Genomic DNA, 13,940 nt, shown 5'->3' with positions numbered 1-13,940 from the left:
TGGTCTGAATGGAATCCTTCTTGCTCTTGAGCGTCGCAAACTTTCTGCTATCGAAACGGGAATATTTCCCCGCAATACTGTCGCGATAAAGACGGCCCTTCTTGATTTGCACGCTACCGGACCGGAAGCTGTGATTATTATTGGTCCCTACAAGCCAACTGCGACATTTATTAAGTGGGCGCGCCACATCGGTATGAATTCCATTTTTATGACACTTTCTTTCGTAGGCAGTAGTGCCTTGGCAAGCGAACTGGGTGATCAAGGGGCCGGAGTTCTGGTTACCCAGGTGGTTCCTTTTCCAACCGGAAACACGGTGCCTGCCTCCGCTTCCTATCGTGCTGCGCTCAAGGCGTACGACCCGGCGGCAAAACCCGGATTTCTATCGTATGAAGGATATTTAGCAGGGCGTTTGGCTATCTATGTGGTAGATAATTGCGGCAAACAGGTTAACCGTGGTTGCATCGATGCGGTGCTGCGGACCGGCAACAACATTAATTTGGATGGCTTCACCTTGCGATATAGCAAGAATGATAACCAAGGTTCAGACAGCGTGTTCCTGACGATTATTGGTCCTGATGGCCAGTATAGGTCACTCACGTCTCTAACACAACGATACTGACCGACGTTTTGCATATGCGAAAGACATTGAGATAAGCAGAATGCTTTCAAAACTCTGGAACCGAATTTCTACGCAAATTTCTACGCAACTTTATATAAGTTACGCAGGTGCCGTAGTACTCATCATCATAGTCAGCTTGATGGCTCTTTCCTTCCTTAGCCAAATCGGCAAAGTTCAGCAGAACGTTAATGAAAAGAACATACCCGAGATGACATCGGCGTTTGCAATTGCCCAGCAGACAGCCATGCTCGTCGCCGCTGCTCCCCGACTCACCGCGAGCACGCCTGAGCAGTTCAGGACCGTTGTCGGGACGGTCGACCTGCAGGCGGATGCATTTAAAACACAACTCTCGGCAATGATGGAAAATCAAGGAGAAAGCGAACAAGCGCGGCAGATTCAATCTGACGGGGTCGCCATAATTCAGAACATTGAGCGGATCAAACTGCTTGTCAGGGAACGCTTTGAACTTCGCGAGAGCAGCCTCAATCTTAGAGATGAGCTCCGGGGTATCCAAAGTAAAATAACGCCGATTATGATTAACAAAATCGACGATCAGATGTTCTATTTAATGACCGGACACCGGTCTCTTGATGCAGCACAATCTCCCCGCTCGGCTCATTTCTCCGAACCAGAATTCCTGATCTATCGTCGCCTGTTTGAACTCCGCGAAGCGGCTGTAGTCGCTTCGCAGTTGCTCGCAACCACGTTTGTAGTGACCGATGCGGCCATGCTGCAGCCATTGCGAGAACGGTTTGAAGCCGCAGCCGGTAGCACCAGCCGATCTCTTGACGCGCTTGAGAAATACGGACAGGAGGGAGGCGACCTTCATGACCAGTTGTCTGGGATTTTCGAAGACCTGGTCTCATTCGGCAGAAGGGAAAACAACGGATTCGACCTGCGCAGTCGGGAACTTGCAGTTGACGATGAATTATCCGCCCTGCTTCTCAAGAATCAGGCTTTGGGAATTGACATCGTAGCGCGAGTAGAAAGCGTTGTAAATGATTCAAGCATGGCTGCAGGGGAGATGGCGAGCAAAGCGGCTGCGGTAACTGCCACCAGCACGAAGGTACTACTGATTTTCAATATTGTTGCTATAAGTGGTGGAATCTTGTGGGGATGGATACTTGTACATCGTCGTCTGATTCTGCGTCTGGAGCGGATATCGAATCAAATGCAAGAAATGGCTGATGGCAACCTGGAAATAGCCGTCGACACCAGAGGTAATGACGAAATCGCGCAATTAGCCAAGGCGCTTGAGGTGTTCCGATATAACGCACTGGAAGTACAGCGCCTTAATCTCGTAGAAACACTCGCCAACCAGTTGCAAGAAAAAAACGAGGAGCTGGCACATACTAACGAAGAGTTGAAACGGGCGCAGGACCAGATCGTGATGCGAGAGAAACTTGCTGCGCTTGGCCAGTTGACAGCCGGGGTCGCGCACGAAATCAAAAATCCAATGAATTTTATCATGAATTTCTCAGAGGTTTCACAAGAGCTGCTGGAAGAACTGCTGGAAGAAGTAGCCAAAATGGAGGCTAACGGGGACGCGAAAGAGGAATACGATCCGGAGATAGTCGAGGAAGTAGCCGAGGATTTGACAGGAAATCTGAAGCGCATTCACGAGCACGGAACTCGTGCCAATCGAATTATAACAGACATGCTCAAGATGGGCCGCGGCGGCGGGGAATGGCAACCAACTGACCTCAACATACTGCTTAACGAGCATGCGTTGCTTGCGTTCCACAGCGCTCGCGCCGCCGACCCTGACTTCCAGCTAGAAATCCAGGAAGACTACTCGCCGGATATAGGCGAGATCACGGTGCAACCGCAGGACATCGGCCGGGTTTTCCTAAACCTGGTAACCAATGCCTGCTATGCCGCGGACGAAAAACGAAAAATGCTGGCTGCTGCCGACGATGCGTCGAAGAAGGATTTTCAACCGACGCTTAATTTGAGTACACGGTTAGTTGATGACCATATTGAGGTACATGTTCGTGACAATGGAACCGGCATTCCCGAATCCGCATTGGAGCGTATCTTTAATCCGTTCTATACAACGAAGCCCACGGATCAAGGAACAGGCCTGGGATTATCGCTGTCCAACGACATAGTACGACAGCACGGTGGTGAGTTTCGCGTAGAGACGGAGGAAGGCGAATATACGGATATGATTGTTGTCTTGCCGCTTGACCCCGTAGCTAACCAAGTAACTGATACTTCAGAAGAGGAGGCAGAAGGCGAGGATTCGGCAACTGCTTCTTTGTAACAGGGGTTAACCCGTTATTGTAGCTATAGCATCGGAACGAGATTCGAGCACATTAATGATTTTGTCAAAACCCGCAATCTCGAAGATTTCTTTTATGGGACCGGGCAAGGAACACAGCATGAATCTCGTCTTTCTACCTTGAAGTGTTTTTGCAATAAGCAGAATTGAACGCAATCCCGCACTACTGATATAGGACAGCTTTTCAAGATCCAGAACTACGGGATTGTCAGAACCGCCAATTTCCTTATCCAGATTTTCGTGGAATTCCTGCGCGTTCATACCATCAATCCGGCCAGCTACGCTTATTATCAGGACTCCATCAATCTGATCGGCCTGTAACTCAAGTTGGTTGTTTTGAGTGCTCATTCTCCACCAATACCAACAACAATCTATCTGACTATAGAGTAACAATCAAGATAGAACTTTTATATAGCAATAGCGAAGACAATACCGGAATATTTCAGGGGACGCAACCCTAGGAATCCGGGATTGCCCAGGTGCTGTAGTTTTTCTACCTTGTGCAGCTAAACACACGTATCCGGGGATCGTAACGGCACGCGCGGCAAGCACGGTGCCAATCGGGCCTAATGGGGTTTGCGAGCCAGGAAACAGTACAGCGGCGTGAAGATACCGGTTTTACCACCCTCGACATAGGCATCAGCGGTCTGGTCCAAGGACCGGAAGACTTCTGCGGAGCCCTTCGGAAAGAACCCAACCATCTCGGCCAGCTTTGATCCTGCGACCAACGCTCTGCGGCCCTGCGGAAGCCTGAACAAGACGTTACCCAACATCCCGTGTCGACTCTCCATGGGTTGATACCATGGTGTGGATTCCTCCCCCTCCGAGACACCCCGGTCCACTCCCTCGATGACGTGGAACCCTGCCGCTTCAAGCGCTTGATTCACCTCCCCGAACGTGGCGATGTCCTTTAGTGCAATGCCGAGCTTGAGGTCGCGCTTGAGGTTCCAGTGCCGGCTGTCATTCGGATCGAACTTGTCCGTCAGACACATCTCCTGCCCCCAGAACAGGGCTCCGGGTTTCAGTACGCGGAATATCTCTTCGAACGCACTTTGCTTGTCCGGTGCATGACACGTTGACTCGATGGCATAACCCCGGTCGAAAGTTTCGTCTTCGATGACGCTCATATCCATGAAGCTGCACGCCAGGTAATCGACCATGTGGTCGAGCCCCGCCTCGGCATTCAATTTTTTTGCCTTTTCCAACTGGATTTTGTTGATGTTGATCCCGACAACCCGGACACCGGCCTCACGAACGACACGACGCATCGGGCCGCCGATTCCACAACCAACATCAACCACCGTCATACCCTGCTGCAGATCCAGCTTGTCGATCATCAACCGCTGATGGCGGATTTTGGAGTCCTCCAGGGTCTCATGCGGCGCGAGGGGTGCAAAGTGCAGGGATTCACCCCAACTCCATACCATGAGCTCACTGTAAAGATCGTAGTAGTCTTTGACCAGTTGGGCGTGGTCGTAACCACCCGAGTTAACGGCTTCGGGCGTCGCTCGCTCCATCCAACCCTCGAAGTCTTGCACGCGACGGGCGACGTTGGACCCCCGGTATGCATCCTTGAGTTTTTTCGATAGCTTGCCTATATCCATGGCATGGTTTACCCCTTTCCCTCAGTTTTCTGGAGGGGAGAGGTAGAGAACCCCGCTTCATGAGGATTCCCCCTGAGATTATTCTCTTCCGTTCTCATCCATCCTTAAGGGAAAGTTTAAAAATTGAGCTCGAAACGCGTTACCCCGCTTTACCGGAAACCTTGGGGGCGGCTTGATAGCGGGCCAGTCAGAACGAACCTGCCATTCCCGCCTACACCTTAATACAGACGTCCGCTCCTGTCAATACAAGAGTCTTTGTATTAGCAACAAACCAATTGTCTGGTTTCTTAACAAATGAACTCAGACCGTGAAGATATCGAGAGAGAAATCGTAAAAAAATGGACCGACCGTCAGAAACACGCGTGCCTTCTGATGGAGGAGGTGTGAAAGCCAATTCCCGGGGTTGCGTCCCCCGAAATATCCCGGTATTATTTTCTTGATTGCGACATGAATTCCCATCTTGTTTGTCGTGCTATAATTATCCATTATGTTCAGCAAATATTGCACTGCCGAGGCGTATAGGGCCGGACATGGCAAAGTGAAGAGAAAATGCCAGATCTGAAACCTATACATATTGCATAATTCTGCATGATCGTATGAACCTGGAATCTTGCATCTCAATGATCGTCAGCCGCCGCTGGCTGACCATTTTGCTCTCTTTGCTTGTTATGCTGATTCTTGCTGCGGGAACCACGCGCTTGATTGTGGTGGACGTAGACTTCCGCAACCACTTCAGTAAATCCGACCCACACCTCCTTGCACTCGAACAGCTTGAAGAGACATATGCACTGTCCGATGTTGTATTGGTGGCCATAGCGCCACATAACGGCACCATTTTCACACGGGAAACGCTTGTCGCCATTGAAGAGATGACTGAGCAGCTTTGGCGCACCCCGTACTCCACCCGCGTCGACTCTATTTCAAACTATACGCATAGCGAGGGGTTCGAAGATGAGTTGGTTGTTGAGCAGCTTATCGACGAAGCCGGCTCCCTGAGCGATACCGATATACAACGAATCATGGATATCGCGCTCGGCACTGAGGAAGTTGCCGGGCGATTCGTCTCCCGTGACGGGCGAGTTGCAGGCCTGGTTGTCAGTATTATTCTTCCTGACGACAACAGGGAATTGGCTAAGCGAGAGGTCACCGACTACCTGTATGAAACTGTTGCCGACGCCGGGGAGAAATATACATCCATCGACTACCACCTTTTAGGTGGACTCGTCCTCAATCGTGTCATAGGTGACGCGCTTGACGATGAAACGGCCATCCTTGGGCCCATTGCTCTTGGAACCATGCTGCTTGTTGCCTTGATTCTGATACGTTCGATATGGGGAACGCTTGCCATTGTGCTGATGATTGCTACCGTCATCCCATCCGCGCTGGGCTTTGCCGGGTGGACAGGCTTAAGGCTGTTTGGTGAAAGCGGTGCCGCAATGTTTGTACTGATGGCTGTGACCGTCGCTCACTCCGTGCACATTATTGAGGCAATGGCCGGGGGCTTACGCGAGGGCATGACGAGAACAGAAGCGGCAATCCATGCCGTGCGAGTGGACGTGTGGCCTATTTTCCTTACCTCGTTCACGACTGCAATCGGATTTCTGAGCCTGAATTTCGTAGATATGCCGCCGTTTAAGGTCATGGGCAACATCGTGGCATTCGGTTCCATGTGCGCTTTTGTCTTTTCGGTGACCCTGTTGCCCGCATTCCTGTCACTATTACCTATTCGTCCCCGGAAGTTGCGCGAAAACAAACAGGATTTTTTCGATCGTCTCAGCCGTTTTGTCATCTCCTATCGTACGATCCTTCTGTGCATCTTCGGCTTTGTGACTGTCTTTCTGGTTGCCGGCATTTCCAAGATTGAACTCAGGGAGAACTGGCTTGAGGTTCTTGATGAGAGTTACGAGTTCCGGCGGTCCGCGGATTTTCTGAGCGAGAATTTCCCTGGGGTGGAAACCTATGAGTACTCTCTGGATTCCGGCCGTGAAGGCGCCGTAACGGACATAGAATACCTAAAACAGGTCGAGTCGTTTGCGGACTGGTACCGGGAGCAACCGGAATTTGTCCATATCTTCTCAATTGCCGACATCATGAAGCGTCTGAACAAGAACCTGCATGGTGATGACCCGGATTACTACACGCTTCCCGACGACCCCGAACTTGCTGCGCAGTATCTTTTGCTTTACGAATTCTCTCTTCCGGTAGGCCGCGACCTTAACAACCTGATCGACCATGACCGGAGGTCAACACGCGCAACGGTCTCAGTGAAGAGCATGTCCAGCAAGGAAAAGATCGATCTTGACGATCGTTCGCGTGAATGGCTGCGGCAAAATGCCCCCGGCATGGAAACCGGCGCTACGGGAATTTCGATTGTGGGGTCTCATTCGATTCAGAGGAACATTGAAAATATGCTGCAGGGCACTTTTGTGGCGATGGCTATCGTCTCCCTGCTGCTGTTCGCCATATTCAGAAGCATACGCCTGGGTCTGGTCAGTTTGATCCCCAATTTCCTTCCGGCCGCCATGGCCATGGGAATGTGGGGGTATCTGGTGGGAGAGGTAGGAGTTCCGGCGGCGGTCGTCACCGCTATAGCATTCGGCATCATCGTGGACGACACCATCCACTTCATGACAAAATACACGGATAGCAGAAAAGCGGGGAAACTGCCCTCGGAGTCCGTTCAAATTGCCTTTCGCTTGGTGGGCAGGGCACTGTTTACAACTACCGTAGTGTTTGGTCTGGGCTTTATGGTGTTCGGAGCATCCGGGGTGGTGGGAAACCAGGTGCTTGGTCTTTTAGTGGGAATAACCGTAATAATCGCTCTACTGGCAGATTTCTTCTTCCTTCCGCCACTTCTGATGCTGCTTGACGAGACCAAGGAAACCACTGAGCAGATCAGGGAGCGATTGAGAAGCTCATCCGCATAGATCGCGAAGATTCCACTGTGCGGCATGGTATGCCGACTTCGGCATAAACATCTCTGCATACCTTTACGGATTATAATACTGACCATCCGGGTAGAACTGCCTGCAGTAGCGCCGATACTTCCCGATATCGCCGTCAACACTGCAAAGCCTCGGAAGTGACCGATGTTTCAGATTTCTCCAGATGACGACATCCTGCATGACGTCATGCTCCTGGGAGGAAATGAGGACCTTGTTCATGAAGCGGGTCCTGAGTCCCAGGGGAAGGAGCCGCAGCCCGTGGCCCACTCCCTTCAGATTACGAAGTTGTCGCACCTGACTCACCAACGTCAATTCAATAAATTTGCCATCAATCGGTGTTGAAAGCACCCACAGGCGAGTGTCCATGTTGATCGAATGTTCGTGAACCTCGACAAGTGAATAGCCAAGCCCGTGTATACTGGCGACCGCAGAAACGTCGTACTCGAAAAGCTTGATGCCAGCAACTTTAAGGTTACGTTTGAAGTTAAAGGAGTTCTTGAGAAAGGTGCCGTCAATCGAGACCGAACCGACAATGTTCACACTGTTGTAGTGGTGCACATAGTTAAGGTGTGCAACATCCACGGAGTTCTCGGTAGTTTCCTGGGGATGTCCCGGGAAACGGAGGTGGCAGAATTCCATCCCGCTCCAGTCGGTATCCGTTGTGGAAATTTCGGGCAGGTGCCATTGAGGTTCTCGACCGCCGCTGCCCCACCAACCAAAAATGAGACCCTCTATCTCTCGTGTCTCGAACACCTTCAGCTTGGCGGTTTTTGGCGGAGGAGCGAAAGGTGTCGCCACGCATTGACCGCTCACATCAAACTCGAAACCGTGAAAAGGACACACTAGGGAACCGTCGCGCACCTTCCCCCCTGCCTCAGGACCAAGATCGGCTCCAAGATGCGGACATACCGCCTCAGCAACACAAACGTCCCCTTCCCCGTTGCACCAGACAACAATCTGTTCTCCAAGCCAGGTTCTCTTCAGGAGTCCCTTTTTCTCAACCATCTTGCGGCTGGCGACGAAATACCAGCCTTCCGGAAAGGGGTAAAGCAAGGTTTCATCCTTGCGAACATTTGAGTTTGGATTCATTTGCTGTTACTCCGCTTATCCAGCGTTAAGTATCAGAAATGCATTTGCATTAGCTTCAGGGAATTATATATTCAAACAGAAAGAGTGTAAACACTGCTCTTTCCCGTTTGGACAGGGAGCATGGTAATAAGCGTTCTGCCTGTCTTTTGTTTCCAGGTCAATGCACAGCCCGTCTGTTTTCTTAACACAAGCCCGTAACTTGTCATCACGAAATATTTTGGTTGCAGACAAAATGGCACCCGTCCAGCCAGGTTGATCTTGAAGTTGCGTCTTTCATTAAATACTATACTAGTACTGGTGGTGGTCGGTCGTTGTTACAGAATTCTTTATGGGGAAAAGAGAGAGACAGATGCCTCTGCTTCCGTGAACCATGGAAAATCTTAGATACATAATCAGTTACCTATTGGGTTTTGCGGTTATTGCTCTTGTGGTGGTCTTGTTAATAGTCGGCGGTGTTACTCTGGTTCGCTGGCTCTTTGGGTAATTAAAGGGTTAAGTCCATAGCTACTTATTGCGGAGAATAATCCCCTTATAGGGAAAACCTGCCATGCAACTCCGCAAATTACTGAACAGACTGAAGGCCGCGCACAGGGGGGATATCTTAGGGAATCAATAAGCTGCGCGTCTCGCAATTCCTTTAATCATCTGCCTGAAAATAATCCAGTGGATGGGGTAAAGACCATACCAATAGATCAGGCCACCTAGGCCCAGGGGTCGGAAAACTGCTGTCTGCGTTATTCGACTGCCTTTCTCAGCGGGCTCGACTTCAAACTGAAGCCACGCCTGACCGGGCAACCTCATTTCCGCTCTCAAGCTCAGCAGCCGATTTTCTTCATACGCCTCAACACGCCAGAAATCCAGAGGATCGCCCGGGCGTAAGTCGGTCGGATGCCGCCTGCCCCTCCGCATCCCTACTCCGCCCACCAGCAGATCAACCAGGCCTCGCAGATACCAGATCCAAGTGGCAAAATACCAGCCCTGGTCTCCGCCAATGCGCCGTATGGGGGCAAAGGCGCGCGCGGGATCCACGTTGACGACGGTCCGCTGGCAGTCGATAAGCCTCGAACCGAAACGGCCTCCTCCCCAAGACAGCCGGTTACCACCTGAAGACACGGCGTCGCTCCAGCGGGTCTGGGCAATCTCCATATCCTCCCGCTTAAGGGCCCGGTCTATCGCTTGACGTACTCCCAGGGGATGTACCGGGAAACACTTGAGGGCCGCCTTATCGCGGACAATCGTCTCGTTGCGTAAACCGTCAACGAGTTTTCTGCCCACCCTAGCATAAAGAGGAGTCACAAGCCCCAGCCAGAGACTCGAGAGATTGGGACTCAGGACAGGCACCGGAATCATAAGGCGCCGCACGCCGATCTGGCGGGCATATTCATTCATCAGTTCGCCGTAGGTAACCTGGTCGGGACCGGCGATTTCGAAAACCGCGCTGTCTTGCAGTTCCAGATCCAGGCCGTAAACAAGATAGGCTATTATGTCTTCGATGGCGATGGGCTGGGTTAATGTTCTCACCCAGCTCGGGGTAACCATAAGCGGCAGCCTGTCAACCAGACTTCGCAGCAACTCAAAAGAAAGCGGTCCCGAGCCGATTATGATTGAGGCGCGAAATTCCAAGGTCAGGGGACCTTCTGAGGCCAGAATATCCCCTACTTCCCTGCGGCTCGCCAAGTGAGAGGAAAGTTTGCCGTCTCCGAACAGTCCTCCCAGGTAAATGATTCGACGCACTCCATGTCGGCGTGCAACCCGGGCAAAATTACGCGCCCCGATACGGTCCTGCTCTTCGAAGTTGTCACCGGAACCCATGGAATGGACCATGTAGTAAGCCGTGTCCACTCCCGCAAGCGCGGTCTCAAGAGAATCGGTGTCAAGCACATCGCCGGCGACAATCCGGGTATCGGGAGAGAAACGACCGGCGAGATATCCGGGGTTGCGGGCAAGACAGCGCACCCGCTCTCCCCTTTCCTCCAGAGCCGGGACCAGTCGCCCGCCGACATAACCGCTTGCCCCAGTCACCAGTACGATCCGGTCTTTTTTCTTATCCTCGGACATCAAGAAAGAACCCAAATGCTGTAAAAAGCCTTTTTGTCTTTTTGACGGAAAGGCAGACAGAGATTTTTCCGCCTCCCCCGTCTCGGACACAGGAGGACTAGGAAAGCAGTTTCTGAATTCTCCTTATCCTCTCTTCTTCCGTTTCCTCTTCCTTCGGGCTTGGGGGAACCCCGTTTCCTCTTATCACGGCGGGCCTTTCGCCAACTTCGGCATGCCACCTGGTAAGATTCGGAAAAGCCCCGAGATCCAGTTCCGCCCAGTCGTAAGCGTTTATCCAGGGCCACGTGGCTATGTCGGCGATCGAATAGTTTTCCGCTAGGTACTCCACCTCAGAGAGTCTTTCGTCGAGTATCGAGTAGAGCCTTTTAGTCTCCTCGGTGTATCTCTTTATGGCATAGGGTATTTTTTCCGGGGCGTACTTTAAAAAGACGTTCAGCTGTCCCTGCATGGGCCCCACAGCCGACATCTGGAACATGAGCCACTCGATGCACGTTGTTCTGCGACTGTCTCCGAGGGGCGGAAGAAAGCTTCCGAACTTGTCGGCAAGATATATGAGTATGGCTCCTGACTCAAAAACCGCCGTGCCGTCGTCATTGTCAACTATCGCGGGTATTTTCCCGTTCGGGTTTATCTCGAGAAACCACGGCTCCTTGTGTTCAAACTCAGAGAGGTTAAGCGCGTGAACCTTGTAGGCGACTCCCAGTTCTTCAAGCATTATTGAAACCTTCTTGCCGTTCGGCGTGGCCGCCGTGTAGAGATCGATCATTTTCTGCCTCGGTTTATATCGGGCCCTCAGTCAGGGAATTATATACAATAGTTACGAAAAATCCGGTCGATTTAACTTGTTTCCCGCATCTGCCGTATATGTTAAATTTACTTTTGGAAGGAGTCAGGCAATGACCGCAACAAGTTACGCTCCCGAAATGAGACTTAGATTGAGTACGGCCGGACGAAGGATGCCCAGATGACCTATATAATAAGCGCAATCCTGGTGATGAGCGGATTTATGGCCGGGGCCCAGATTGCCTACTCTAAGCTCTATGACTGGAGAATAGCCGAGGGAGACGGCAGTCGTCTCAAGGACCGTTACAGAAATACCTCGATGAACGGAACAATCGCCGTGGCGTTTTACCTTGTCGCGGTTGTGATGTTCGGGGAACTCCTGATAGACTGGGATGCAGCTTCCACCTGGTATGATCCCGTCCTCGTCCTGCTGCTCTACGATTTCGGGTACTACTGGCTGCATCGTCTGCTGCATGTGCGGAAAATCATGCAGAAAGTGCACTGGGTTCATCACATGAACCTGCATCCTACCGCCGTTGATTCCCTGTACCTGCACCCGGTGGAAATGATCGCGGGGCTGGCTTTCCTGCTAATCTCGATAGTGATAGTGGGCCCCTTGGGTATCGGAGCGTTTCTGGCGGTCGTTTTGCTCCATACCATCATCAACATACTGCATCATACGAACCTGCAGCTCCCCTACCGTCTGGCATGGCTCGCGAACCACTGGGCCGCAAGCCACGATGCGCATCACAGCCAGGGAGGAAATTACGGAGTGATTACGCCTGTATGGGACTGGATATTCGGAACGCGCTCATAAAAGGTTCCGTACTGGTAACCGGCGGATGCGGATTCATCGGAGGGGCGATTGTCCACGCATTGGCTGACGAGGGGCGGGATGTGCGGGTAGTCAGTCCGCTTTGCCATTCGTTTCGCTCCGACGTGCAATTTCTGAACGTGGATATCAGAGACCTGTCGGCCCTCGTCCGGGCTTGCCGCGGATGCGAGACGGTTATTCATTGCGCGTCCGTCGTACAGACCCGCAACACGGCACGGGATGAAATGTGGTCCGTGAACTACGGCGGGACGGTCAACGTGATAGAAGCATGCAGGAGGGCCGGCATACGCAAACTTGTGCATATCAGTTCGGCCAGCGTGGTTTTCGAGGGCAGGGATATCGAGGCCGGAGACGAGACCCTTCCCTATGCGGAAGTATCCATGAGCGCCTACGTGGACAGCAAGATAGAGGCGGAACGACGTGTCCTGGAGTTCGCTGCAGAGGGCGTAACCCGGGCATGCGCGCTGCGTCCTCACCTCGTCTTCGGTCCTGGAGACCAACGTTTCCTCCCGAACATTCTCAAACGGGCGGACGGGACGGGTATCCGAGAAGTTGGCCGGAGGGAGAAGCTGTCCGACTTCGTCTATGTTGACAATGTGGTCGATGCTGTGCTGGCCGCGGAACGGGCCCTTGACTCGAACGGGCTGGTATCCGGTCAGGCATATTTCGTGACGAACGCGGAACCGGTCCCGTTCTTCGAGTTCATAGAACGCCTGCTCATGGCGTCAGGGTACGGTCCCATCCGACGACGTATTCCCTACTGGGTGGCGTACGCAGGAGCGGGCATTGTGGAGGGCTTCCATGCCGTGATGCGACGGGGCCTGGTCCCGGAGGACGGCGTGTCCCGGTTCGCGGTCCGCTACTTGAATACGCATCACTACTTCCGTATTGACAAGGCGCGCCGCGACCTGCATTGGCGACCCCGAGTATCCCTTGCCGAGGGGATAGCACGCACGGCCGATTCGTTGCACGATTCGGCGTAGGACAGAGCGTTACATATTCAATAAGAACCCTCTATCGCAAAGGAACCAGACGATAAAGGTGATGTCCCGCGATAACCGGACCTTCGACGCACAGATCGTAACCACCGCAGAAATTTTCACTGAGTCCCCTTCTTTTAGAAAGCCTCATGAAAGATCTCTGCCAGGAATCTCTGGAACTTGGGGGGTTACTTGAGATAGAATAATATCACCAAAACCGAACAGTAAGGACAACGGCGAAACAAGCAAGGAGGTTAAAAACGAAATGGTAAAGAAAACTTTCTGGTCATCCGCGCATGCTGCGCCACGGCGTCTTAATCAGTCAAGAGCCCGGTTGCGGCAGCTTGCCGCGGCTTTAATCCGGACAACCTTTTGCTTCGCGTCGCAACCCCAGATCGCAGATGCCGAGGGCATGGGCGGTTTTTACATCGGAGCGGCGCTCGGAGGAGAATACGCCGACGTGGACTACAGGAAAGCGGTAATTCATAATTTCCCCGGCATGGAACCCATGTCGACCTACGAAAGCGATAACGGCAAAGGCGGAATCGGCTCCGTCAAGGCCATCATAGGACACCGATGGAACCTCCCCGGCCAAACCTATTTTTCAGGCGAACTTGACTTCGCTTTTAACCTCAACAAAAAAGTAGACGGCAGGCTCAAAGGAGTTGATGACACTTCTTCGCCGGACGCTCCCGACGTGTTTCCCGGAGACTGGGACCTTGAGAAGAACTACAGCGCGGGAT

Annotated in this window: 11 protein-coding genes; 6 read left to right on the top strand and 5 right to left on the bottom strand. The window is 52.3% G+C overall.

Features of this window, described 5'->3' with window-relative positions; all coding sequences use genetic code 11:
• A partial coding sequence (locus OXG10_07995; protein ID MCY3827296.1) for an ABC transporter substrate-binding protein occupies nucleotides 1-619 on the top strand: 619 nt, incomplete at its 5' end.
• A 40-nt stretch (nucleotides 620-659) separates the two neighbouring features.
• On the top strand, nucleotides 660-2,885 hold the full coding sequence (locus tag OXG10_07990; GenBank protein ID MCY3827295.1) for an ATP-binding protein: 2,226 nt from the start codon (nucleotides 660-662) through the stop codon (nucleotides 2,883-2,885).
• Between the two features lie 6 nt (nucleotides 2,886-2,891).
• On the opposite strand, the gene OXG10_07985 is transcribed toward OXG10_07990, so the two are convergent.
• Nucleotides 2,892-3,251, bottom strand: a complete 360-nt coding sequence (locus tag OXG10_07985) for an STAS domain-containing protein (protein MCY3827294.1) — start codon at nucleotides 3,249-3,251, stop codon at nucleotides 2,892-2,894.
• Between the two features lie 218 nt (nucleotides 3,252-3,469).
• Nucleotides 3,470-4,507: a class I SAM-dependent methyltransferase gene (locus tag OXG10_07980; protein ID MCY3827293.1), complete on the bottom strand. Its 1,038-nt coding sequence runs from the start codon at nucleotides 4,505-4,507 to the stop codon at nucleotides 3,470-3,472.
• A 596-nt stretch (nucleotides 4,508-5,103) separates the two neighbouring features.
• Between OXG10_07980 and OXG10_07975 the strand changes: the two genes are divergently transcribed.
• Nucleotides 5,104-7,434 (top strand): MMPL family transporter, encoded by a 2,331-nt coding sequence (locus OXG10_07975; GenBank protein MCY3827292.1) that lies wholly within the window; start codon nucleotides 5,104-5,106, stop codon nucleotides 7,432-7,434.
• Nucleotides 7,435-7,497: 63 nt separating this feature from the next.
• Here OXG10_07975 and OXG10_07970 read toward each other — a convergent pair whose 3' ends face one another.
• From OXG10_07970 to OXG10_07960, 3 genes are all read right to left on the bottom strand, one after another.
• Nucleotides 7,498-8,541, bottom strand: a complete 1,044-nt coding sequence (locus OXG10_07970; GenBank protein MCY3827291.1) for a Rieske 2Fe-2S domain-containing protein — start codon at nucleotides 8,539-8,541, stop codon at nucleotides 7,498-7,500.
• Nucleotides 8,542-9,150: 609 nt separating this feature from the next.
• On the bottom strand, nucleotides 9,151-10,599 hold the full coding sequence (locus OXG10_07965; protein ID MCY3827290.1) for an SDR family oxidoreductase: 1,449 nt from the start codon (nucleotides 10,597-10,599) through the stop codon (nucleotides 9,151-9,153).
• Nucleotides 10,600-10,696: 97 nt separating this feature from the next.
• Complete coding sequence (locus OXG10_07960) at nucleotides 10,697-11,365, bottom strand: glutathione S-transferase N-terminal domain-containing protein (GenBank protein ID MCY3827289.1); 669 nt, start codon at nucleotides 11,363-11,365, stop codon at nucleotides 10,697-10,699.
• A 198-nt stretch (nucleotides 11,366-11,563) separates the two neighbouring features.
• Between OXG10_07960 and OXG10_07955 the strand changes: the two genes are divergently transcribed.
• The 3 genes from OXG10_07955 to OXG10_07945 all read left to right on the top strand — a co-directional run.
• Nucleotides 11,564-12,199, top strand: a complete 636-nt coding sequence (locus OXG10_07955; protein ID MCY3827288.1) for a sterol desaturase family protein — start codon at nucleotides 11,564-11,566, stop codon at nucleotides 12,197-12,199.
• Nucleotides 12,169-13,200, top strand: a complete 1,032-nt coding sequence (locus tag OXG10_07950; protein ID MCY3827287.1) for an NAD-dependent epimerase/dehydratase family protein — start codon at nucleotides 12,169-12,171, stop codon at nucleotides 13,198-13,200. Before OXG10_07955 ends, OXG10_07950 begins: the two co-directional genes overlap by 31 nt.
• A gap of 262 nt (nucleotides 13,201-13,462) precedes the next feature.
• On the top strand, nucleotides 13,463-13,940 hold a 478-nt coding region (locus OXG10_07945), incomplete at its 3' end, for a hypothetical protein (GenBank protein MCY3827286.1).

It is taken from the genome of Candidatus Dadabacteria bacterium (assembly GCA_026706695.1).
Classification (GTDB): Bacteria; Desulfobacterota_D; UBA1144; order Nemesobacterales; family Nemesobacteraceae; genus Nemesobacter.
This window is presented reverse-complemented; position numbering and strand designations above follow the sequence as displayed.